The sequence below is a fragment of the Leptolyngbya sp. FACHB-36 genome (assembly GCF_014695955.1).
Lineage (GTDB): Bacteria > Cyanobacteriota > Cyanobacteriia > Leptolyngbyales > Leptolyngbyaceae > FACHB-36.
In genome coordinates, this window is the sequence record NZ_JACJPG010000616.1 from 1 (window position 1) to 24,483 (window position 24,483).

The window sequence follows — 24,483 nt, forward strand, 5'->3', positions numbered from 1 at the left end:
TCCCAGCGAGTTCGCTGGCTCTTGGCAGCATGGTTTTGTCCTGGTAACGCTCCGGTTACTCTAGCGCTAGCGCAGAACGCTGCCGGATGCCCCACGATCGCCAAATCCAATGCCAGCTGCATATCTTCTACAAGGTTACCGCTAGCCAGAGATAGACGTTGGACCACCGACCACGGCAGTGCCATTCCAGTTCCCGTTAGCAGGCAGGGCAATCCTAACTGATGCAGCCCGATCGGACGCACTAAATTCTTTACCGTAAATGCCAGCACAGACACCGCATCTTTTGGACTAGGATTCGCAGGCTGCGCTAGTAAATACGTTGCCTGCACCGGACGCGATTGGCGAACCGCAAGGTACGAGATTTGCTCGATCGCTCCCGGCGCTACCGTACAGTCCGCATCCACAATGACTACGACTTCTGGTGGGTTAGCAGTGAGGTGCCGAAGTCCGAAATCCAAGGCGTACCCCTTCCCTCGATGCTCTAAGTCATGACGCTCGATCACGGTCGCACCTGCCTGCCGTGCCACTGTCGCTGTTGCATCCGTGCAGTTGTCAGCAATGACGATCAATTGGTCGTTATGGGTCAACTGTGGCAGCAGCGACTCCAGAGTTGCTGCAATTCCAGAAGCCTCATTGTGCGCTGGAACCAAAATTGCAGTACGGGGTAATGACGATGTAAACTTCAGCGATCGTCGGGCAGGCAAAAGGGCGGCAAGACACTCTAGAAACAGAACGCTAATCGGAATCAGTAGCACCAGCGCAACAAGAACCAGCCCTGCATTAAGCAGCGCGATCGCCAAATTCATCATGAATGCTCCGAAAGGTAAATGAGAGAGGAGTTAACCGATCGCATCGCTTGACGATGGTTCAGCCGTTGCCGTGGAAGAGGGCGTTTGTAGAATGTTTAAACCCTCTAACCGTGATGGTTGCTTATCTTTGAGATGCCCATACGGATCTTGCTTTGACACAGTAGAGGTTCGCTTGCCAGTGACCTGATTAGAAATGGCTCCAAGAATTGGTAAGCGATAGTTTTTCAATTCGACCACTGCTTTTTTGACAGCGGGATGCTTCGCTTTTCGCAAGCTCACGACCATGAAAATGCCGTTGGTATGGGCAGCCAGGAAACTAGCGTCAGCAAACTCATCGAGATTCGGCGTGTCATAGATGATCAAATCAAAGGCAGCCTGTAGCTGCTCCATCAGCATTTGCATCCGAGCAGATGCGAGCAGTTTGGCAGAGTCACGGGCGGTTTGTCCTGCCGTCAGCACCGAAAGATTCTTTTTGGGAGAGGCGATCGCGTCTTGCCAGGCTAACTTCTCGTTTGCTAGGACATCGCTAATCCCGTGCTGGTTTGGAAGATTGAGCTGTGTATGAAGCTGAGGCAATCGCAAATTTGCATCCACTAGTAGCACTGATTGCCCCATCTCTGCTGCTGCCATCGCCAAATTAAGCGCGATCGTAGACTTGCCATCTCCAGATCCTGCTGAGGCGATCGTCAACGCTCGCAGCGGAGATCCAGTCAGAAAGCGCAAGTTTGTATACAGCGTCTCAAACGCCTTCAAGAACGGTTCATTCGTCGCGATTGTCCCAACAGACGGCTCGCTACTAAACGGAATCACACCCAGCAGGGGTGCTTGCACCGCACTTTGAACATCCTCGCTGCTGTAGAAGACGTTGCTAATTTTCTCACGAGCAAATGCCGCAGCTAATCCTAGCGCCACGCCAATTCCCAATTGCATCATGAGCTTTTTGCTCATGTCGCTAGGGCTGGCCACCGGATTACCGTTCGCGTCGGTTAACACTTTGGCTGGAGCAATCACCTCCCAGGGAACTTCCTTCTGCGCTGCCTCAATTCGTAGCGTTTCGCGCTGAGTTAGAAATTGATTCAGCGTTTTGGTGGAGATTTCTAGCTGCTGCTGTAAGTCGTTGTACTGCCGAACGATCGTCGGAAACTGCTGAAGCCGCTTGTCCAGATAGGCGGAGTTCTGAGCGATCACCTGGCTACGAACTTGTAGCAGTTGAGCGGTATTCGCAGTCGTTACTAACTGGCGAATTAACTCTAGCCGCAGCGGATTCTGTGTGACCAGAATTTGAGGATTGACGGCTCCGGGTGTAAGGCGCTTGCCCAAATTCTTTTTTGTCTCGTCCTGAAACAGTTGGGTCAGGTTTTTGCGCTGTTCTAGCAGTGATCGAACTACCGGGCTTTCTTCGTTGTATCGTGCAGATTTACTGGCAATTACAGTTTCTAATTTTTTGATTTCGGTAATTAGCTCTTGGTAGCGCGGATTCTCGCTCAGGGATGCGGCAATCATCGCTTCATCCGGCGTTAGCCCCAGCTGCTGCTGCAAACGGGCATATAGCGATCGCTGCTCCACCAGTTGCTGCTGCGTAGATAGCCGTTGCGCTTGAATCTCTTGAATTTGCTTGGAGAGGTCGGCTCCCTCAGTCGTTGGCTCGGTCAAGCGGTAGCGCTGCTTAAAAGACTGGATGTCTGCTTCTAGCGAATTGACTCGCTGCTGTAGTGCGGGAAGTTGGTCTTCAATAAAATCAACGCCACCACCAATCCGGCTCCTACGGTCATCAAGGCTATATTTCAAGTAGCTTTTAGCAAGCTCTTCCAGAATCAGTTGAACCCGCTGAGCATCTCTGCCCTTATAGCTCACATCAATTAATCGGGCTGCGCTGTAGTAGTCAGTGCCCCCAACTCGCTGCACAACCAGGTTTTTGCTAAAGATTTCTCCCATCAGCATGTCAGCCGTCACGTCGGGATAGCGACTTTGCACCTGCTGGGCAGCTTTCGACAGCAGCTCTGGACTCTGCAACACTTGCAGCAGTGTTGGGTAGTCCACACTGTTGGTGTCGGTTAGCTGAGCGCGCGAGATTGAGGATGGGTCGGTCGATCGCGCTTGAGAGGTAACAGGCTCCACCAGAATCCGAAATCCTCCCTGATAAGTGCGAGAGGCTTTTGAGCCGGATAGCACGGCTGGAACTGCTGCTAGCAGCGTAATTCCCAAAATTAGGGGAATATTTCGCAAAATTGTGCGGATATAGGGACTGAAATCTAGTCCCTTCTGGGGTGATGATGCGCTAATTGAGTCGTCTTCTACACCTCCCGACCCTTTGTTTTTAAGCACGTCCTGCGTACTCTGCTGAGCGACCATGTTGACCTCTAGTTGTTTCCTTGACCCGTCGCACCTGCACCCTGACTAGAAACTAGTGAAAAGCCAACAGCCAGTTTTCTTTCGTCCTGCTGTAGGCAGTGCATGATAGCTATCTACCCAAATTGCCCAAAACAGTGAATAGTCCCAACACTCCGCTCAATGGACTTAGCACGACGCTCAAGAAGTCCGACGCGCTAGCAAACGCAGTGCGATTCACAACAACCACATCGTTATCGCGGAGAGCAGGATTGTTTCCCTCGTTCAACCCCTGAGACAAATCAAGTGCGATCATTCGTCGCGTCACAGTGCCGTTCGGGTTAAGACGAATGAGTTCCACATTGCTACGTCGGGCACGATTGCTTCTCAGCCCACCCGCTGACAAAATGGCTTGATTGAGTGTAGTATTCGGCTTCACTGTCACAGCACCCGGAGCCACCACTTCACCAACGACGCTGACTTTGATGGCCTCTGGTGAGAAGTTACTGCCTGCGATCTGCGTCGCTTCTGCGGCATCTAGAGTGGTTGCCAGCGGAATCACGAGCGTATCGCCATCCCGTAGCAGCATATCCTGCGACAAATCACCCTGGGTCAGAAACTTCCACAGGTCAACGTTGATTGTTTCTTCAGTGCCTGATTGCGCCGGTCGGCGGACTTGAATTTGCCGCACATTTGCAGCCTGAGTGATGCCACCTGCGGTTTGAATCGCTTTGCTGACGGTGGGCCATTGGGTACCTCCTTCACCACCGCTACGTTGACTCAAACTCGCTTGAGTTGATTCGTTACCAATCAAATTAATGATGTAAGAACCGGGACGATTTACTTGTCCAATCACCCCAATTTTTAGCGGACGGGGTGCCATCAAGCTAACCGTCACGATCGGATTGCGGATAAAGCGCTTGTACTTAGCAGAAATTGCCTCCGATGCCTCCGCTAGCGTCATACCTTGAACTGGGACGCTACCAACCCACGGTAAGTTGACGGTTCCATCCAGCAGCACGGAGTAGCGCGGTTCTAACACTAATTCGGGTGTGTCAAAACTGTCGATCCGCACGGCGTCTCCTGCCCCAAGCGTGTATGCGCCTGCTGCCTGAGTCGGCAGGGTAGGAGCAGCAGAGGTGGCGGGTGCAGGGGGTAAGGGCGTTTCTGCGGGGGAAACGGATGGAGTAGGCTGAGCAAAAACGGGGACGACTTGAGCTGTTCCGATAAAGGCAGATAGTGCGAGTCCAGTGAGCGATCGAGGAATTCCCTGAATCATAGCGTTGGGTGGGGAATGGGCAAAATGTATCCGAAATCCCTCCTACTATAGCTTTGGTATTTGAGGGTAGCTCTAGGGCAAAACACGGTATTCAAACGATCGTAGAACGGGAACTTAATCGGTTTCAAGCTGAATAGCCAGTACATTTTCTGAGGTTAGGACAACTGCCTCCCAGTAAGATGTGCACACTTGTTGGTGGAATAGCCCACTCAGGAGAACGTTCGCTCTATAGTTGCCACCCCACGTAGAAGGTTGAGGTAGCTCAAGGTTTTTGCTTACAGCTTAAGTATAAAAAATAACTAGTAAAAGCTTGCGTCTATTGTAGTGCTTGTCAATTTGCTGTGCAACGGTGTCAGTTAGCCATTGAGGTCAGGTTCCTTGAAGATTGCATATTTGGTCAATCAGTATCCGAAAGTGAGCCACAGCTTTATCCGACGGGAAATCCTTGAGCTTGAGGCGTGTGGTGTTGAAGTTCTGCGATTTGCGATGCGATCGTGCCGTCAAGAACTCGTCGATGAGGCGGACAAGCTGGAGTTGCAGAAAACCCGCCTAGTTCTAGATAGCGGCATCGTGAGAATTCTTGCTGAAGCAGTACGGGTAGCAGTAACAAAGCCATTTCGATTTGTCAAAGCGCTAGCGCTAGTTGGCAAGCTCAGCAAGCGATCGAAGTGGAGCGTTGTAAAACATTTAGCGTATTTAGCGGAAGCGTGTGTGCTGCTACGCTGGTTTGCAGAAACCAGCATTCAGCATGTCCACGTGCACTTCGGCACAAATTCCACAACGGTTGCTCTGTTATGTGAAGCGTTAGGCGGTCCTCAATATAGCTTTACCGTTCATGGTCCCGAAGAGTTCGATTGGGTGGACGCGATCGCTCTGCCTGAAAAAATTAAACGCGCTACCTTCGTCGTGGCGGTTAGCTCCTTTGGGAAAAGCCAACTCTACCGCTGGTGCAGCTTGCAGCACTGGTCGAACATCCACGTCGTTCACTGCGGTGTAGATGACAGCTTTTTTCGCCAGTCGATTTCCCCAATTCCTCCAACACCTCAACTTGTGAGCATCGGTCGTCTATGTGAGCAGAAGGGACAACTGCTGCTCATGGAGGCAGCGGCGCAACTGGTAGCAGAAGGAGTTCTGTTCAAATTGGTTCTGGTGGGCGACGGACCACTCCGGAGCGAAATTGAAGCGTTAATTGCTGAAAAGCGACTGCAACACTGTGTTGAAGTCACGGGTTGGGCAAGCAATGACGCAGTGCGACAGCATTTACTAGAGTCTAGGGCAATGGTGCTTCCCAGTTTTGCGGAAGGGCTACCTGTGGTGATTATGGAGGCGCTGGCGCTGAATCGCCCTGTGATTACAACGTATGTAGCAGGTATTCCAGAACTTGTGGAGCCGGATCAGTGTGGATGGCTAATTCCCGCAGGTTCGGTGGAGGCGCTGGTTGAGGCAATGAGATCGGCTGTGCAAGCCCCTGTGGAGACATTGGAAAAAATGGGAAATCTAGGATCAAAGCGCGTGTTTGCACAGCACAACGCTGGAGTTGAGGCGGGTAAACTTGCCGCTCTGTTTCGGTCCTACGTCGATAGCTGAAGTCGCGTTTGAACGTACACCCACACGATCGGGAGCAACGGATGACGGAGAGCCGGATTGAAGAACAATCAGATGGATTTGAGCGCCCCCGCTCCCTAAAGCGGCGAGCACTTCTCGGTTCTGCTTGGACGCTCAGCAGCCACTTAGCCAGTCAATTTCTACGCTTGGGCAGTAATCTGCTGTTAACGCGCTTACTCTTCCCAGAAGCATTTGGACTAATGGCACTCGTCCAAACGTTCATGATTGGATTAGAAATGTTTTCTGATGTAGGGATTCGTCCTAGCATCATCCAAAGCAAACGTGGCAGTGATCCAGCATTTCTCAACACGGCTTGGACAATTCAAGCAGGTCGCGGCTGTGGACTATGGCTGTGCGCCTGCCTAATTGCATTCCCAGCAGCAAAATTCTACAGCGAGCCGATGCTGATGCAGTTGTTGCCAGTTGTGGGTCTAACTTCCCTGATTTCGGGATTGAACTCGACGAAGCTGGCAACCTCAAATCGGCAGTTAGACATGGCGCGACTAACAATGCTGGAGCTAGGAAGCCAAATTGTTAGCTTGATCGTGATGCTTGTAGGTGCCTGGATGTTTCGATCGGTTTGGGCACTGGTTGTGGGTGGATTGGTTGGCTCCTTCCTGTCGATGGTGTTAAGCCATACCATGCTTCAAGGCGAAAACAATCGGTTTCACTGGGACTCGGACGCGTTCAGAGAACTGCATCACTTTGGTCGCTGGATTTTTCTCAGCACAGTCTTGACGTTTATAGCATCTCAAGGTGCAACGCTCGTTATGCCGCAGCTAATGGGACTCCGATTTTTGGGAATTTTCAAGAATGCTCAAACGCTGTCTCAGATGTCCTCTGAGGTGCTCAATTCAGTGGGCGATCGCGTGCTGTTTCCCTCTTACTCTGAGCTAGTGCGGGAGCGTCCAGAGCGTCTCTATCGAGCACTGCGACGATCGCGCATCGTTATGCTTGCTATGAGTTGGTGCACGTCGCTGTTCTTCATTCTATTTGGAAAGCAATTAATTGACCTGCTCTATGACAGTCGCTATACCGATGCAGGTTGGATGTTACAAATTCTGGCGCTCGGCTCTCTGGTCGGGATGGTAGGGCACACCTATAACAATGTGCTGTTAGCTAGAGGCCAGTCTCGCACGATCTCAGTGCTGCTCGTCGTAGAAATCGGCGTGAGATTTACCGCCATGTTTTTGGGTAATTACTTTGGCGGGCAGCAGGGCGTCATCATCGGACTGGCAAGCGTAGGCTGGCTGATGTATCCCGCCTTGGCAATTTGCTACATTCGCATCTCCATGTGGCAACCCGAAGTAGACCTGCCCGTGATCGCTGCTGCAACAGGAATTACGACAGTAGTTCTGTTCCACCAACATTTGATTCCAGTCCCTTAATGGGTATTCCTGCCATGCTCCCGAAAAAGTCACCCACCGTTTCAGTACTGATGTCAGTCTGCAATAGCGATCGCTACTTGGCACCAGCAGTTGAAAGCATTCTGAATCAGACCTTTGCAGACTTTGAGTTCCTGATTGTAGACGATGGCTCCACCGATTCCTCTCTTCAAGTGCTGACTCAGTACGCTGCAACTGACAAGCGAATTCGGTTAACTAGCCACCCACTGAAGGGAATTCCAAAAACTCGCAATGAGATGCTGACGCAAGCCACGGGTGACTTCATTGCGGTGATGGACGCTGACGACATCGCGCCACCAACGCGATTAGCTAGCCAAGTGGAATTCCTCCAGCAGCATCCCGAAGTAGTGTGGCTCAGCGGTGCCTTTGAGTTAATCGACGAAAAGGGGCGGTTCTTAACTCGTATTACGATGCCGGAGAGCAATAGCGAGATTCACTCTCTGTTGATGGATGGGCATACGAGCTTCATTCACCCTGGAGCGATGATGCCACGATCGAGCCTAATTGCAGTCGGCGGCTACAACGAAGCAATGGTCACGTCCTGCGATTTGGATTTGTGGCTGCGCTTGAGCGAGATCGGGGATTTGGCAAACTTAAGTGAGGTGGTTGTGAGATATCGCCTGCATACATCCTCCATCAGTAGCCAAAAACATGCGCTACAGGCTCAGGAAGTAGCAGCGGCATTTGATCGTTCTTGGCAGCGTCGAGGATTGCAGCGCCAATTTCAGGTCACGGGCTGTGGGTGGCGTCCAACCCACGATCCCGCCTCTCGACATCAATTCATGCTTCAGTACGGCTGGTGGGCATTCTATAGCTACCAGCGAAGGATGGCAATGGAGTATGCACTGCGGGCAATTGCCATTAAACCCTTTCAGATTGAGGGTTGGAATCTGCTTATGTGTGCTGCAATTAAACCTGTGGAGGACGAATGATGAACTCGAAACCACCTGTCTCCGTTCTTCTGCCTGCCTACAACTCGCAACGATATGTTGCTGAGACGGTGGAGAGCATCTTAGCTCAAACCATGTCTGACTTTGAGTTAATCATCATCGACGACGGCTCTACAGACGACACACTGAAGATTCTGCAGCAGTATGCCGCGAAAGACAGCCGAATTCGCCTCAGCAGCCATGAAAATCAAGGCGTTTCTCGAACTCGCAATCAGTTGTTAGCACAAGCGCAGGGTGAAATCATTGCCGTGATGGATGCGGATGATGTTGCACTACCCGATCGCTTTGCTCGTCAACTCGAATTTCTGCAAACGCACCCTGAAGTCGTGTGTGTGGGTGCTGCCCACGAAGTTATTGATGAGGAGGGACGATTGCTAACATGCCTCATACTGCCTGAAGATGATGCCGAAATTCAACGACAGGCACTTGCTGGACATGGCAGTATTTGTCACCCCTGCGCAATGATTCGACGCTCTGCCCTGCTTCAAGTCGGCGGATACGACGAACGGTTGCTCTCAGCGCACGACCTTGATCTGTGGTTGAAACTGGGCGAAGTTGGACAGTTGGCGAACTTGAAGGATGTGCTGATGCGGTATCGCATTAACACGCAATCAGTGAGCGCAAAAAACCCAAAGGAACAACGGGATGAGGCGCGGATGGCGTGTGAGTGGGCATGGCAGCGACGCAATATTGAGGGACGATTTGAAGCGGCAGAACCTTGGCGACCTAGTGACGATCGTGCCTCGCGGCACCAATTCACACTTCAGTATGCATGGTGGGCATTTTATAGCCATCGACGTGGAACTGCACTGCATTACATTCTGCGCGCAATTCGGTTGAAGCCATTTGCAATTGAGAATTGGCAACTGCTTTTGTGTAACACCTTCAACATCGAACCCTCGTCGTGATTCCGCTAAAAACTCTACTCGTGTTTGCTGATTATGAACCCGACACTCAATCCGACACCGCTTGTCAGTGTAGTTGTGCCGATGCACAACGCTGAGGCTTACATCTCCGAAACCGTACGCTCCATTTTGCAAGAAAATAACACAGCCTTGGAGGTTGTTGTCGTTAGTGATGCCTGCACCGATGCGTCACCAGAAAGAGTGCACCAAATCGGCGATTCCCGCATACGAATGATTGAGGGTCCCGGTCGGGGCTATGTCGCTGCCGTCAACGCCGGATTCGCTGCTGCTCATGGTGAAATTATCATGCGCTGCGATGCGGATGATTTGTTTCCAGCCCAGCGGATCATGAGGCAGGCAGAGTGGTTGACGCAGCATCCAGAGTGGGGCGCAGTCTGCGGTGGATTCGCCACGATCGACGCGAACGGACGTCTGATTGCCAATCTGAGAACAAACCTTGCCGAAGAGATTACTGAAGAGCTTCAAAACGGCATTATTCGCAATCACTTTTGCACCTACGCGATTCGCGCAGAATGGATAAAGGCGCTGGGTGGAGCACGTCCAGAACTCAACGGCTCATCAGAATTGGATATTCTGCTCAGGCTGAGTGAATTAACGCGAGTCTGGTACCTGCCAGAAATTGACTACTTCTACCGTTTGCATGACCAATCCCTAACTCACAACCAGCGGAATGTAGAGCGACTGTTTTTTGATGATTTGATTGTCAAGCTACAAAAGCAGCGCCGCACACAGGGTCAAGACGACTTGCAGCTTGGCATACCGCTTCCCGCTGCGCCCACAACGGAAGATGACTCTGTGTTGGCAGTGGATGAGCATGTGCAAGGTCAACTGTTAGGACGAGCTTGGCAGGAACACCAAGCAGGACAAAAGTTTCGGGCACTGGCAACAGGTGTTCGCTCTGTGGCAACTCATCCCAAAAATATGGGTGCATGGCGCAGCTTGTTAGCGTTAGCAGTTAAACCTGCGGAAAAAAAAGAGTGAGTTGATATGAAGATCACGTTTGTTATGGGCAGTGGCTTTACGCTGTCGGGCGGCGATCGCGTGATTGCCATGTACGCTGATCGCTTGCAGAAACGCGGACACGATGTGTTCGTGATTTCACGACCGTCCTTTTCGCCTAAATGGCAGCATCAGGTGCGATCGCTGATTAAGGGCAAGGGATGGTTGCCAAAGCCAGAAAAAACGGCTTCTCACTTCGACCACCTTAATGTTCCCCACGCCCTGATTGATGAGTTTCGTCCTGTCGTCGATGCGGATGTCCCTGATGCCGATGTGGTAATTGCAACGTGGTGGGAGACAGCAGAATGGGTCGCCACGTTTTCAGCAAGGAAAGGAGTAAAAGCATATTTCATCCAGCACCATGAGGTGTTTGATTATTTGCCAAAGGAGAGAGTTAGAGCAACGTATCGCCTACCGCTACACAAGATTACGATCGCTCAGTGGCTTGTGGACTTGATGCAGACGGAATACGGCGATCCCAACGTATGCTGTGTGCCCAACAGCGTTGACACTGATTTGTTTTCGGCTCCGTTGCGCGATAAGCAATCTATTCCAACCATAGGAATGCTGTACAACTTGACCCCTTGGAAAGGCTGCGACATCAGCTTGAAAGCATTCGAGATCGCAGCTCAGACAATTTCCAATTTGCGCTTGGTTGCTCTTGGTGAGTTTACGCTATCACCAGAACTGCCGCTGCCACCGGAAACAGAATATGTGTATCGCCCAGATCAAACCCTACTTAAAGACACCTATGCTAAGTGCGATGCTTGGCTATTCGCTAGCAGATTAGAAGGTTTTGGATTACCTATCTTAGAAGCAATGGCGTGTCGCACTCCGGTAATCGGAACTCCAGCCGGGGCAGCTCCGGAGTTATTGACAGATGGTGCAGGTATTTTAGTTGAGCCAGAAGATCCGGAAGCAATGGCGCAGGCGATCGTGCGGCTCTGCAATTTACCTAACTCCGAGTGGAAAACTATGTCGGATGCTGCCTATTACAAGGCGACCCACTACACCTGGGAGGATGCAACCGATCAATTCGAGGCAGCGCTGTATCAAGCCGTACGCTCTAAGCAAACTGTGTGATCGACCCTTCAAAACTGGGAAACCTAATCATTAGTTGACTTAATCGATCGTCACCTGAGATCGCTTCCGTGACGACAGAGCGATAGATTGTCAATCCAAACTTGTCTACCTACCGCCAGTCTAGCGAAGAATCCCCGCACGCTTATTTTTTGTTCAGATCGAGGAGCATTATGACTTCAACCACTCTACTTCGACTCAGCCCAGAGTACCTAAAAGACTTGGCAAACAAGTATCGCGAAGAGTACGCTGCGGCTCAGCCTTTTCCTCACGTCGTGATTGATAATTTCTTGCCGGACCCCTCAGTTCTAAATGAAATTCTAAATGAGTTTCCAAAACCAGGGGATATTCAGTGGAAGAAGTTTCAAACTAACACTGAAAAAAAGTTGGCTTCTACTCATGAACAGCAAATGGGCGACATGACGCGATCGCTCCTTTATCAGTTTAATTCGTCTACGTTCATTACATTTCTAGAAATTCTGACTGGAATCGATGGCATTATTCCTGATCCTCACTTTGAAGGTGGAGGGCTGCACCAAATCGAGCGAGGCGGCTACCTAAAAATGCACGTAGATTTCAATCAGCACAAAAAGCTAAAGCTCGATCGACGATTAAACTTGCTAGTGTATCTCAACAAAGATTGGCAGGAAGAGTACGGCGGACAGCTGGAACTGTGGGACAAAGATATGACCCACTGCGAGAAAAAGATTTTGCCACTGTTTAATCGCTGCGTTGTCTTCAGCACAACAGATTTTTCGTATCACGGGCACCCGGAACCGCTGAACTGCCCTGAAGATAGAACGCGGAAGTCTCTAGCACTTTACTACTACAGTAACGGACGACCTGCTGAAGAAATCTCGAGCGTTGCGCATTCAACAATCTTCCAAGCTCGCCCTGAAGACAATTTTGAACCGAACGAGCCATCGAAAGCCTCGTTCAAAACGGTCTTGAAGAAGCTGCTGCCGCCAATTTTAGTCGATGCAGGGAACGCATTAAAGAATAAGTAATAAGCCGTTTTTAGGGTAAGGGCAAAGCATTGAAACAACAATTCTTTAAACAATCCGAGAATTGTTCTACTCAATGCTTTGCCCTTATGTGCTTATCATTCTTATTAAAGAAGAGTTCTCTAGGCGCTCCTTCTAATTACCTCGATTATTGGGAACCTTCTTTTACGTTACTAAACTTTTGCCCCCACTTTCTCTATGCAAGGAAATGCGATCGCGTTCCTAGCGCTGCTAGGTTGGCTCCCCTTTGTTATCTATCTATTCTCTCGCTATCCGGCACAACGAGCGTTAATCGTTGGCGTTCTTGGAGCATGGCTGTTTTTGCCTCTGTCATCCATGAAGATTCCCGTTGTCCCTGCTTATGACAAAATGGCGGCTGCTTTCTATGGAGTTTTGGCAGCAACAGCAATTTATGATATGGGACGTTTGCAAGCATTTTCCTTTAGCTGGATTGATGTTCCCATGATCATTTGGTGCATTTGTCCATTCTTTTCATCGATGACAAACGATTTAGGTCCCTACGACGGTTTTGTCATGATGCTAGGCCAAATCGTAACTTGGGGATTGCCTTATCTTATTGGTCGAATTTACTTAAACAGTTTATCTGGGATGCGCCAACTAGCAGTTGGTTTTTTTGTTGGAGGATTGCTCTATATTCTGCCTTGCTTATACGAAATTCGATTATTCACGAGCCTTCATGCACGGGTATATGGCTTTGCCCCAGTAGAAAACTTTCTTATTTCAATTCGTTATGGCGGCTATCGTCCCTCAGTATTTCTCAGTCATGGTTTAGCAGTTGGTGTGTGGATGATGTCCGCAACTCTAATGGGGATAACCCTCTGGCGAGCAAAAATTTTAAAGAAGATTTGGAACATTCCGATCGCCCCACTAGCTGTTATCCTTCTTGTTACGTTTATCCTGGTTAAATCAACGGGTGCTTATTTTTTGCTAGCGCTGGCGCTCATAATTTTGTTTGTGGGAAAGTGGCTTCGTACCGCGTTTCTAATGTGGGTTATTGTTGCAGGAATTTGTCTTTATTTGAACTTGGGAGTTACTGGGGGATTTCCAAGAGAGCCGATTGTTTCCTATTTGTACCAAAACTTTAGTCCCGAGCGAATTCAATCACTGGATTTTCGGTTTGTGAATGAAGAAATACTCTCAGCTAAAGCGCGAGAGAAAATCTTGTTTGGCTGGGGAGGGTTTGGACGAAACCGAGTTTACGATGAGTCTGGCAAAGATATTTCAGTTACAGACAGCTTGTGGATTATCGTATTTGGAGTAAATGGAGCGGTTGGCTTGGCAAGTGTATTCGGTTCACTGCTGCTGCCTGTTGTTAGTTTCTGTACAAAATTCCCTGCCAGACTATGGTCTAATCCCCGTGTTGCACCAGCGGCTGCACTGGCAGTTAGTGTAGTGATGTATTCGCTAGATTGTGTGCTAAATGCAATGGTGAATCCAACGTTTGCGCTAGTATGCGGCGGATTAGCAGGATTGGTTGTGGCTCCTCAGCGTGAGAGCCACTAGTTGTCGATCTATTTGCTTTGCAGAGAATCAGCTCTGGCTAGAAAGACCACCACGAAGAAATACGCTATTTTGAATAGAATCTTGTAGCATTTTGGGTGGATCAAGGTCAGGTTTGCGTTGAATTACTCGGCGCAGTCGCCATAGTCCAAATCCAGCCAAAAATGCAGCGTCTGCCAGAGCAGCGTATACTAAACCATAATTTTTAACGAAGTAGCGCCGACGCGAATCAAACACGTATTGAGGCTGACGCTTAGGTTTCACGTTGCGAACAGTGACGCCTGTGCTTTGCCCTGCAATATGCATAACGCGGCTTTCAGGCACGTACCAGCACGACCAACCCGCTCGTTTTGCCTGCAAACAGAAATCTGTCTCCTCGTAGTACAGGAAATAGCCTTCGTCCATTAAACCGATCGCCTCAAACACAGAGCGACGAATCATCATGCTTGCTCCGGGTAACCAATCCACTTGGCACTGCTGGTTGGTCATCCGGCGAACAACTGCCCACTTTTCTAGCAGCTTTGAAACTATACCCAACCGTAAGCCCGATTCTAATTCGCTCAGAATGGTTGGGAATCGGAAGGCAGTGGACCAATCGCTACCATCGGCTTCCTCAAAGCTGCTGCCCGCAATTCCTACGTCGGGGTGCTGCTCCATAAAGTTGACTAACGCTCGAATTGCACCGGGACGGACGATCGTATCGGGGTTCAGTAGCAGTACGTAGGGCGGTGGCGTTGAAGACTGTAGAGCCGGACGAATTGCAAGATTATTGCCGTAAGCATAACCGCCGTTGTAATTCGAGGGCAGTACTGCTGCCCAATTCTGCCAGCCTTCTGCTGCGATCGCGGCTTCAATCCTCTGTACAGAATCATCGCCGGAAGCGTTATCGACAACGACAACGCGAGTTCCCAGTAAAGATTGAATTTCTGGTTGCAACGATCGCAAGCAGTTAATTGAGAGTGAAGCCGTCTTGTAATTGACAATGACAACCAGCAGGGGGCAGTTTTCAGGCAGTTGAACAACGGTATGCATGGGTTTGAATGACTGGAGTTACAAAGTTACCGAATCTTTATCTGGTTAGTGGAAAATTTGAGTTCTCAGCTACGGTCGAGTTGGAGCGATTGCGTTACTAAGAGCGTCGTCGATATATGCTTGCAACTTGTCTGCCATCACTTCGACGTTGGGTTCTTGCAGCATACTAGAGTGCCCACCAGGAACATCCAGCACCTTAATTTCTTCAGTTACTCGCTGACTCCAGCCTAATAGTGGATCGCTGTAGACTTCGACATAGGGTTCATCGCTGCCATCTCCTTCGGTTGCCCGGATCAGCAGTATGTCACCGTTATACAGCCGCGTTGGATTATAGATTTGCTCTGCGAACTCATACACTCTGCGCACAGACAGATTATGCAAAAAGTTGGGCAATGGCAGTCCACGGTCCAGATAATACTGAAACAGCCACAGTTTGAGTTGATTCCATAGAACATTCACCTTCGTTTGCATTTCGTAGACAATCAGGTTCGTTGCCTTCCGTCGAATGGTGTTTAGAACTTGAATTACGCGCTCTCCAGTCTTGACGTGCTGATTCTGGCTCAGCGCATTGGACAATCGTTGCAGTCGAATGTTGGTAACGCGACCGACGCGCTTGGGTGCTTTTGCATCGGCCGCATCCATCAAGGCAACGATCGCCACCTCCTGGCCGCTAGTTTTTAATTGCTGCGCCATTTCAAACGCAATTACGCCCCCTGCACACATTCCGCCTAGTAAGTACGGACCTTGAGGCTGAATTGCTTGAATCTTATCGACATAATAGGCTGCCATGTCTTCAATCCGAGTATGCAGGATTGGGCAGTCTTCATCACTGTAGGGCTGTAGCCCATAAACTGCATGATCTGGCTTGAGGCGATTGGCTAAATTTCGGTAAAGCATCGTTTCGCCGTCGCCGTCATGAACCAGAAATACCGGAGATTTTGCGCCGCCCGATCGGATTAGGACCACCGATTCTCTGCTTCCTGAGTTCGTCATCAGTTGCGCGAGTTGCGCGATCGTTGGGGCTTCTAGCAGCGTTGTCAGTGGTAGTTTTTTGTCAAATGCCTTTTCAATCTGGGCGAATAGTTCAACAGCAAGTAGCGAGGTGCCCCCCAAGTCAAAGTAGTTATCCTCAGCGCCCACAGAATCGATATGCAGTAGCTCTGCCCAAATCTGTGCCAGTTGTTTCTCTTGTTCTGTTCGTGGAGCAACAAACGGCTGCGTTAAATCAGGGCGTATCGAGTGCAGCCGCGCTTCGACAGAATGAAGAATTTGTTTAGGGCTGTACAGCTCTTTAGCAATGCGGTTGAGACGCTGCGATTGATTTGAGAGCACTAGCGTTGCAGAAACTTTGCTTGCAGGCTTTTCAGTTGGTTGTTCTATTTGCCAATTAGCAGATGTGTAGCTAATGGCAGCAGCAAATTCTACAGGGATGTGAAAGCGATCGCCTTCGTCCATCGTCTGCTTGAATTGTGACACTACACCTTCTAAGAAATTACGGGCAGGCAGGTTTTTCTTAGTTGGAATATAAGCAGCATCAACAAACTTAAGATGACGCTCTTTAGCAATTTCTCCTAAATATTGGAGCATACGATGCTCAACACCGCGACCTAGCACTCGGCAACTGAGCAAAAATGTATCAATGCTTAGCCTTTCCGACTCTGTAGAGAAAATAATAATTCCAACAAGTCCATAGTCACCAAATCGATCGCTGACTTCCACAATTCGGCATTCTAAGCCACATTCAGATAGCTGCTGAATTTCGCTCTCAGACCAACGAACAGTAGTGAAGTTGAACTGATTTGTGCGCTGCGTCAGTTGAGCAACTCTAGGCAGTTGATCTAAAGAGGGTTCTGAAATTTCAATTCTAAGTTGTAAGCCTGCTAGGAAGTCATCAATGCTAACGGCTGTTTGTTGAAAACGATCGCGCTCAACGTTCTGCTTGTAAAGCGCAGTTCGCTGCTTGTCTTCCTCTGTAATTTTGAGATGATCAAATGCCCAAACATGCTCCAGAAATGTGGAAATATCTCCATCGATTGGTAGCTGAAGCGTTAGTACTTCAGGACAGTTTGCTTGCACTTCAGCGCATTCAACCGGATTGTCATCGATAAAAATAAAGCTGTCTAACCCTAGATTGAGTTCCTCAGCTAGGGATCTAATATTCTCTGATTTGGGTACCCAATTAATGCGCCAAGAGACAATGTGCTCCAGCTTCAGCCGCATGTCAGTACGTTGCTCAAACACTTCTAGCACATCTGCCTCAGTATTTTTGCTGCACAAGCATAAAATCATTCCAGCTTCTTGCTGAGCAGCCATAAAGTCCTGAAGCGACCTCCAAGCTGGAGGAATTTGAATTCCGTTTACGCCATCCTCACCAACAACCCCTTTCCAGATAGTGTTATCGCAATCAAGAACAATGACTTTATGAGGTGCGCGTTTGATCGTGTAGATTCGCCGTGCTAGCAGTGTTGCTAGGGCAGTAAAGAATTCAGATGTGAAGGGAATGTGTCCTAACGCATCGCGTTGAGCATCATAGTAAACTTCAACCGGATATTGCTGAAAATCTTGCGATCGAATTAAGTACAAATCAGAAATACCGGCCAACTCTGCAACTAAGCGCTCCTCAAGGTCTTGGCAGCAACGGACCCAGTTTGCATCTGCTCTGAGGCCAGGCGAATCTGGACATAGACAAACTAGGTGCGGTGTGGACGAGGAGAATACGGCTGCTTTCAGGGCTGTAATGAAGTCATGAACATTTCGCTCAACAGCCTCAACCTCATTCAAGGTTTCGCCACTGCCTTGCTTGCGCCAATCTTCAAAGCGCAACAGGACAATGTTTACACCCTGCCGATTTTGAGATAGTACACTGGACGGGTCGAGTAGTTGCTGAAATACTTGGTTGTAGGGAGCAAATTCGATCTCCAGGGAAAGCTCCAATTCCTGCACCCAAAATGCCAGTGAATTCTCGACAGGTTCAGCCGTAAATGTAGCGCTAATGGCTATTGTTTGCAGGTTCTGTTGAAGAGCTTGAACGGAGAACTGATGGGCAATTTGCATGGCTACTTTCCACTATTTAGCTAAATTTGATGGCGCTTTATGCGCTACACTTTGCGATTAAGCTGCTAGAGCTTAATCGCAAGAACGCCTAAAGATAGAAAATGTACATGCTTAAAGGACTATCTTAGGAACGATTTTCTCCACGTTTCTTTGATAACATGTAGCCAGTGAATGGAAGAGAGTAAGCATTCGGAATCAAGAACTAGGGATTCATCGAATAAATAGAAAGAATACGTATTGTCACTGATGTTCCGACTATGTAAGCCAAGCTACGAGTAACATCGTTAGCTATATAAACGGATCAAACAGTCGTATGACCACTTCAAAGATTTCTGCAACGGAACCAGATTGGGATCGTGAGCGCTGTAACCGTTGGTGGGAGCCTGGTCGGCAGCTTCTAAAATCGCTCCGGGAGTATCAGAGGTGGCAGAAGCAGGGCGGAGTATTTGGGCGATTTTTTAGCATTTGGAACGTTCTACAACATCGCTTTTGGAGTGTTGTTGCTAGCGCTGATATTCCAATTAACTCTCGAATTCAAGGAGGGCTGTTGCTGCTACATCCTAACGGAATCGTAATTCATCCAGAGTCTACTATTGGACCAAATTGCTTAATCCTGCAACAGGTCACGATCGTTGGAGGCGTTACGATCGGAGGCCATGTTGACATTGGTGCTGGCGCTAAGATTATTCGTCCAGTAACGATCGGCGATCATGCAAAAATTGGAGCAAATGCTGTCGTTCTAAGTGATATTCCAGCAGGAGCAACAGCCGTAGGTATCCCAGCAAAAATTACTCAAGTTGAGCGGTCTCAATAAACTACTCTAGTGAATTTCTGTTTCTCCTCTGCCAACAGTTGACACAACCAAACAACTGTAGAAATAAGCTAACTAAACTCAAGAAAGTAAGGGGCGATCGTTCTTGCTAAATCGAAGCAGTACGGGGGCGATCGCTATGAGCTTTTAGGAGCACAATGGTGACGCGAATCTTTACCCGCAATCAGCAAGGGTACCCGTAGACAGAAGTTCAAAAACATATTAACGAAGCAAAAAAGCAGCTTGCTGCGGGAAAACGTTACGGACGTGGTTGGAGTTGTTCAACAATAAATACAGTACAAGTTGGCGACAGAGCCTACTTCTACAGAGTAGCTAGCGAACCAACAGGCTTTTTCGCTTGTGGACGTATTGTTTCTGAAGAATCAAATTCTCAGCTAAGAAAAACTCCCCATTTGCACCATCTCAGTTCAGCCTATAGTAACCAATACACCAATGAAGAGTATGTTGTTGCTTACGAATGGCTTTCGGTTGTAGATTACGACAAAACTTTAAGTGGAAGAAAGCTGAGAGCTATGCCGGAATTTGATGACTACAAATTTCTTTTCAGACGTTCTGGACAATCACTTGGAGAAAGTTTTACAGCTAACCATCTTCAATTTTTAGATGAACTATGGATAGAACACGTAATGGAGATGGCAAAAAGAGGATACGGTGCCTGTACACCATTGCTCACCACGTAACATTTAGAAACGATCGCTGGAGATCAAGCCTTTCCACAAAACAAAAACGGTAGAGGATTGCTCCCCTACCGTTTTCAGTTTTAACGATTCAGACTACTCAGCCGCTTGGGGAAGCAATTCCCGCTTCTGGCCTTGAAGCACCTTCACTTGACCGTCTGTATCAACGTCTACGACAGCAGTGTCGCCGTCCTTGACGCGACCAGAGAGGATTTCCTCAGCCAGCGAGTCCTCCAACAGTCGCATGATGGCGCGACGCAGTGGACGAGCACCGTAGCTGGGGTTGTAACCCTCTTCCACGAGTCGGTCCTTGAAGCGCTCCGTGACCTCCAGCGTAATCCCTTGCTCCTGCAGGCGCTTGAACACCTCGTTTAGCAAGATGTCCGCAATGTCCTTCACCTCTTCCTTCTTCAGCTGACGGAAGACAATGATCTCATCAAGACGGTTGAGAAATTCTGGACGGAAGTACTGCTTCAGTTCCTCGTTGACCAAAGAACGGATGCGATTGTACTGCGACTCAGAAGCATCTTCACCGCTGGAGAACTCGAAGCCTAGACCACCGCCGCCTTTCTCAATCACCTTCGAACCGATGTTCGAGGTCATGATCAGCAGCGTGTTCTTGAAGTCCACCGTGCGGCCCTTGGCGTCGGTCAAGCGACCATCTTCCAAGATTTGCAGCAGCATGTTGAACACGTCCGGGTGTGCCTTTTCGATTTCATCAAACAGGACCACCGTGTATGGGCGACGACGCACCGCTTCGGTCAACTGACCACCTTCGTTGTAGCCGACATAGCCTGGAGGCGAGCCAATCAGTTTCGAGACGGTGTGCCGCTCCATGTACTCCGACATATCAAGTCGGATCATGGCGTCTTCAGAGCCGAAGAAGTATGCAGCCAACGCTTTCGTCAATTCCGTCTTACCAACCCCGGTCGGACCAGAGAAGATAAAGCTGGCGATCGGTCGATTCGGGTTCTTCAAACCGACACGTGCGCGACGAATTGCGCGAGACACTGCTCTTACAGCTTCGTCCTGACCAATTAAGCGCGTGTGCAGCGTGTCTTCCATGTGCAGCAGCTTCTCGGATTCAGATTCCGTCAGCTTGTTCACAGGAACGCCCGTCCACGACGCAACGATTTGAGCAATATCCTCTTCATCTACGACAGGGGAATCGTTACCCTCAGTAGAATCATTCTTCTTGCTTTGAGCAATCGCCTTGATCTCTGCCTTAATCTCCATCTCGCGATCGCGCAGTTCACCTGCTCGATCAAAGTTTTGCGAACGAACGGCATCGTCCTTTTCTTTCAGGACTTGGCGCAATTCTTTGTCAAGCTCCTTCGCTGCTGGAGGCAGTTGGGAGTTGATCAACCGCACACGAGAGCCTGCTTCGTCGATCAGGTCGATCGCTTTGTCAGGTAAGAAGCGATCAGAGATGTAGCGATCAGACAGCTTAGCAGCCGCCTCAAGCGCCTCATCGGAAATCTTCAGCTTGTGGTGCTGCTCGTAGCGTTCGCGCAGACCGCGAAGAATTTCGATCGTCTCGTCCACGCTAGGCTCACCAACCATGACAGGCTGAAAGCGGCGTTCTAGTGCAGCATCGCGCTCGATGTGCTTGCGGTACTCATCCAGCGTCGTAGCACCGATACATTGCAGCTCGCCGCGTGCTAATGCAGGCTTGAGAATGTTGGCAGCGTCGATCGCGCCTTCAGCCGCACCCGCACCAATCAGCGTGTGCACCTCGTCGATCACTAGAATGACGTTCCCCGCCGAGCGGATCTCGTCCATGATCTTCTTGAGGCGCTCCTCGAATTCACCGCGATATTTGGTGCCTGCAACTAGGAGACCGATGTCAAGCGTAACCACTCGCTTATCTTCTAGAATGTCCGGTACGTCATCGTTTGCAATGCGCTGAGCGAGTCCTTCAGCGATCGCAGTTTTACCAACACCCGGTTCCCCAATGAGCACCGGATTGTTTTTGGTACGACGACCGAGAATTTGGATCACCCGCTCGATTTCTTTCTGACGACCAACTACAGGATCGAGTTTGCCTTCGACTGCCATCTGAGTTAGGTTGGAGCCGAATTCGTCAAGAGTCGGGGTTTTAGTGCGTCCTTGAGAGCCGCCAGAAGAGACTTCTGCGGTTTCTCCTAACATACGAATTACTTGAGTCCGCACCTTCGACAGGTCCACACCCAAGTTCTCCAGCACTCGTGCTGCGACGCCTTCACCTTCCCGAATCAAACCCAAGAGTAGATGTTCGGTGCCAATATAGTTGTGACCTAATTGGCGAGCCTCTTCCAGCGAGAGTTCCAGGACTCGCTTTGCTCGTGGCGTAAAGGGAATCTCTACGGCAACGAAGCCAGAGCCTCGACCAATAATTTTCTCAACCTCGATGCGTGCGTCTTTGAGATTAACGCCCATCGACTTCAGTACTTTGGCGGCGACGCCGGTCCCTTCTCCAATTAGACCCAGGAGGATCTGTTCTGTACCCACAAAATTGTGTCCGAGGCGTCGTGCTTCTTCCTGGGCAAGCATGATCACCTTAATGGCTTTTTCTGTGAAGCGTTCAAACATGGCGTGTCTTTATCACCTGCTGCGTGCCGGTACTGCTGATTTTAGCATAGAGGAAAAGTCCGGCTGTTCAAAATCAACAGCAGGTTGGAGGTGTGATTACCGAATCTGATAAAGGAGAAATGCTTGGGCGCTTGAATTCTTCCCCAAGGGGGAATTGTTAACAGGAATCCGGGGACAAGTCAAGGGTTAGTTGCCGAACGCGATATCCGCAATATCCGTCAAAAGGCGCCAATTTGAAGTAGCAAGTCGCTGATCCACCGCTGTCTGCCAGGTGTGCAGATATCGCTGAAACTGTGGGTACTGTAGGTCTCCACGCCATAAGACTAATGCGTCTTCGCCGGTGTCTGGATAATACCTTCGTCTATATCCCACTTCTTGAAAGCCAAACTTCGCGTATAGCGATCGGGCTGATTGATTAGAAATTCTGACCTCTAGCGTGGCGCGTTCTAACCCACGCTTGTGTGCGGAGTGTAGCAGTGTAACTAATAGTACCTGCCCTAATCCCTGACGCTGGTAATTAGGGTCGATCGCCAAAATCGTAATGTGAGCTTCTTCCAGAATTGCCCAGTAGCAGCCAAGCCCAAGAAGATTGGGAGTGGGAAGTGAGGCAGGCTTGGATTTTGCATTTTCTTCTGCTCCCCACTCCCCCATCAGAGCAAGTAACTCGCTGTTTGGGCTATCAATCTCTCGCTGGTAGCCATCGATCGTCCATAGCCCACCAAAGCAGCGCTGATCAAGATCAACAGCAGCGGGAAGTAAGTCATGGGTGAGAGGTTTAAGATCTAAGCGTCGCACATCAAATGGCGAATTTGCGTCGAAATGCACAGATCTCGATTGTAAACTGTTAGGGTAAGGGCTTGTGCCTATTTGCCAACTCAAAGGATTACGGAATGGTTGCGACTCACCCTTCAGCAGCTTATCAGTCTGGGCTTCAGTATTTGTCGGATCGAGCAGCGACTCGATCGCCCAATCAGCAGCTTTTACCCCTGACAGCTCGCGTGAACGACGCTGACCATCTGGAAGTCGGCGGCTGCGACGTACCGGATTTAGTTCAAAAATTTGGCTCTCCGCTGTACGTACTGGATGAGGAGACGCTGCGATCTGCTTGCCGTCAATACCGAGATGCATTTGTTCAGCACTATTCTGGCGAGTCGCAGGTGCTATATGCCTCCAAAGCATGGAACTGTTTAGCAATTTGCGCGATCGTTGCTAGCGAAGGTCTGGGTGTTGATGTTGTATCAGGTGGCGAACTTTACACAGCGCTTAAGGCAGGCGTCAGCCCGGATAAACTTTATCTGCACGGCAACAACAAATCTAGAAGCGAGCTTCAGTTTGCGATTGAGTCGAAGTGCACGATCGTCGTCGACAACTGGTTTGAGCTAAAGACGCTGGTGACGATCACGGATGAAGCGGCGCATCCAGTTCGGATTATGCTTCGCTTGACTCCTGGAATTGAGTGCCACACGCACGAATACATTCGCACGGGACACCTAGACAGCAAGTTTGGCTTCGATCCCAGTCAGATTGAAGAGGTGTTTTGCTTCCTGAGCCAACAATCGGCACTTTCTTGTATTGGGCTACATGCCCACATCGGCTCTCAAATTTTCGAGCTACAGCCGCATAACGATCTGGGCGCAGTCATGATGCAGTGGTTGGGCAAGGCAGCACAACACGGATTGCCAGTTCAGGAACTCAACATCGGGGGCGGATTGGGAATTCGCTATACCGAGTCCGATGATCCCCCCAGCATTGAGGCGTGGGTCAAGGTGGTGGCAGAGTCTATCGAGTCTGCCTGCCGCGAGCAATCGCTGCCGCTACCCAAACTGCTGTCTGAACCGGGACGATCGCTGATTGGTTCTGCTTGCGTCACGGCGTACACATTGGGTAGCCAGAAGGTGATTCCCGATGTTCGGACTTACGTAACGATCGACGGTGGTATGTCTGACAATCCACGTCCGATTACCTACCAGTCTGTGTACCGCACGGTGGTTGCTAATCGAATGTTGGCACCGCTGACACAGCAGGTCACGATCGCTGGAAAACACTGTGAATCTGGCGACATTCTGATCAAAGAGGCGACTCTACCAGAAACGCAACCGGGAGATGTGCTGGTGGTCATGGCGACTGGGGGATACAACTACAGCATGTCCTCGAACTACAACCGCATACCGCGCCCAGCTGCCGTGTTAGTAAATCAAGGCGAGGCAAACCTGTTTCTGCAGCGAGAAACCTATGAAGACCTGATCCGGCAGGACCGTTTACCAGAGCGCTTAAGGTAAGACAGCATGGGTCAGGAGACCGATCGGGCGGTTAACCTGAGCAACCTTGTCCAAGACGAGGTATTCTGGACTGCATCCGTCATCCTTCAACCCCCCTTAACCGGTGCAGGGTTAGTCCAAGTCAATGGGAT

At 49.8% G+C, this 24,483-nt stretch carries 18 protein-coding genes; 11 read left to right on the forward strand and 7 right to left on the reverse strand.

Features of this window, described 5'->3' with window-relative positions:
• The 3 genes from H6F43_RS18480 to H6F43_RS18490 form a co-directional block, all read right to left on the reverse strand.
• A partial coding sequence (locus tag H6F43_RS18480) for a glycosyltransferase family 2 protein (RefSeq protein WP_190344189.1) occupies positions 1–806 on the reverse strand: 806 nt, incomplete at its 3' end.
• A 33-nt stretch (positions 807–839) separates the two neighbouring features.
• Positions 840–3,161, reverse strand: a complete 2,322-nt coding sequence (locus H6F43_RS18485) for a tyrosine-protein kinase domain-containing protein (protein ID WP_190344191.1) — start codon at positions 3,159–3,161, stop codon at positions 840–842.
• A 109-nt stretch (positions 3,162–3,270) separates the two neighbouring features.
• On the reverse strand, positions 3,271–4,416 hold the full coding sequence (locus tag H6F43_RS18490; protein WP_190344193.1) for a polysaccharide biosynthesis/export family protein: 1,146 nt from the start codon (positions 4,414–4,416) through the stop codon (positions 3,271–3,273).
• A gap of 378 nt (positions 4,417–4,794) precedes the next feature.
• Here H6F43_RS18490 and H6F43_RS18495 point away from each other — a divergent pair, with 378 nt between their 5' ends.
• The 8 genes from H6F43_RS18495 to H6F43_RS18530 all read left to right on the forward strand — a co-directional run bounded on the left by H6F43_RS18495 (position 4,795) and on the right by H6F43_RS18530 (position 13,910).
• Complete coding sequence (locus H6F43_RS18495; protein WP_190344195.1) at positions 4,795–6,003, forward strand: glycosyltransferase; 1,209 nt, start codon at positions 4,795–4,797, stop codon at positions 6,001–6,003.
• An 8-nt stretch (positions 6,004–6,011) separates the two neighbouring features.
• Entirely contained in the window at positions 6,012–7,409 is a 1,398-nt protein-coding gene (locus tag H6F43_RS18500) for an oligosaccharide flippase family protein (protein WP_199290439.1), read from the forward strand.
• 14 nt (positions 7,410–7,423) lie between these two features.
• Entirely contained in the window at positions 7,424–8,359 is a 936-nt protein-coding gene (locus H6F43_RS18505; protein WP_190344197.1) for a glycosyltransferase, read from the forward strand.
• Positions 8,356–9,285, forward strand: coding sequence for a glycosyltransferase family A protein (locus tag H6F43_RS18510; RefSeq protein WP_190344199.1), 930 nt, complete (start codon positions 8,356–8,358; stop codon positions 9,283–9,285). The genes H6F43_RS18505 and H6F43_RS18510 overlap by 4 nt, the downstream gene beginning before the upstream one ends.
• Positions 9,286–9,318: 33 nt before the next feature.
• Positions 9,319–10,284: a glycosyltransferase family A protein gene (locus tag H6F43_RS18515; protein WP_190344201.1), complete on the forward strand. Its 966-nt coding sequence runs from the start codon at positions 9,319–9,321 to the stop codon at positions 10,282–10,284.
• A gap of 6 nt (positions 10,285–10,290) precedes the next feature.
• Positions 10,291–11,385, forward strand: a complete 1,095-nt coding sequence (locus H6F43_RS18520) for a glycosyltransferase family 4 protein (RefSeq protein WP_190344203.1) — start codon at positions 10,291–10,293, stop codon at positions 11,383–11,385.
• A 170-nt stretch (positions 11,386–11,555) separates the two neighbouring features.
• On the forward strand, positions 11,556–12,389 hold the full coding sequence (locus H6F43_RS18525; protein WP_190344205.1) for a 2OG-Fe(II) oxygenase: 834 nt from the start codon (positions 11,556–11,558) through the stop codon (positions 12,387–12,389).
• Between the two features lie 195 nt (positions 12,390–12,584).
• Positions 12,585–13,910, forward strand: coding sequence for an O-antigen ligase domain-containing protein (locus H6F43_RS18530; RefSeq protein ID WP_190344207.1), 1,326 nt, complete (start codon positions 12,585–12,587; stop codon positions 13,908–13,910).
• Between the two features lie 27 nt (positions 13,911–13,937).
• Here H6F43_RS18530 and H6F43_RS18535 read toward each other — a convergent pair whose 3' ends face one another.
• A complete protein-coding gene (locus H6F43_RS18535) occupies positions 13,938–14,939 on the reverse strand; it encodes a glycosyltransferase family 2 protein (protein ID WP_190344209.1) in 1,002 nt (333 codons plus the stop codon).
• Positions 14,940–15,008: 69 nt separating this feature from the next.
• Entirely contained in the window at positions 15,009–17,993 is a 2,985-nt protein-coding gene (locus H6F43_RS18540; RefSeq protein WP_190344211.1) for an HAD-IIIC family phosphatase, read from the reverse strand.
• Positions 17,994–18,306: 313 nt separating this feature from the next.
• Between H6F43_RS18540 and H6F43_RS18545 the strand changes: the two genes are divergently transcribed.
• Positions 18,307–18,807 (forward strand): serine acetyltransferase, encoded by a 501-nt coding sequence (locus H6F43_RS18545; RefSeq protein WP_190344213.1) that lies wholly within the window; start codon positions 18,307–18,309, stop codon positions 18,805–18,807.
• 284 nt (positions 18,808–19,091) lie between these two features.
• A complete protein-coding gene (locus tag H6F43_RS18550) occupies positions 19,092–19,505 on the forward strand; it encodes an EVE domain-containing protein (RefSeq protein ID WP_347272438.1) in 414 nt (137 codons plus the stop codon).
• Positions 19,506–19,598: 93 nt separating this feature from the next.
• On the opposite strand, the gene H6F43_RS18555 is transcribed toward H6F43_RS18550, so the two are convergent.
• Both H6F43_RS18555 and rimI read right to left on the reverse strand, forming a co-directional pair.
• Positions 19,599–22,073 carry an ATP-dependent Clp protease ATP-binding subunit gene (locus H6F43_RS18555; RefSeq protein ID WP_190344215.1) on the reverse strand — a complete coding sequence of 825 codons (2,475 nt, stop codon included), beginning with the start codon at positions 22,071–22,073 and terminating at the stop codon, positions 19,599–19,601.
• Between the two features lie 186 nt (positions 22,074–22,259).
• Positions 22,260–22,898 carry a ribosomal protein S18-alanine N-acetyltransferase gene (gene rimI, locus H6F43_RS18560; RefSeq protein ID WP_347272437.1) on the reverse strand — a complete coding sequence of 213 codons (639 nt, stop codon included), beginning with the start codon at positions 22,896–22,898 and terminating at the stop codon, positions 22,260–22,262.
• Between the two features lie 65 nt (positions 22,899–22,963).
• Between rimI and lysA the strand changes: the two genes are divergently transcribed.
• On the forward strand, positions 22,964–24,352 hold the full coding sequence (gene lysA, locus H6F43_RS18565) for a diaminopimelate decarboxylase (protein ID WP_190344216.1): 1,389 nt from the start codon (positions 22,964–22,966) through the stop codon (positions 24,350–24,352).
• The last annotated feature ends 131 nt before the right edge of the window (positions 24,353–24,483 follow it).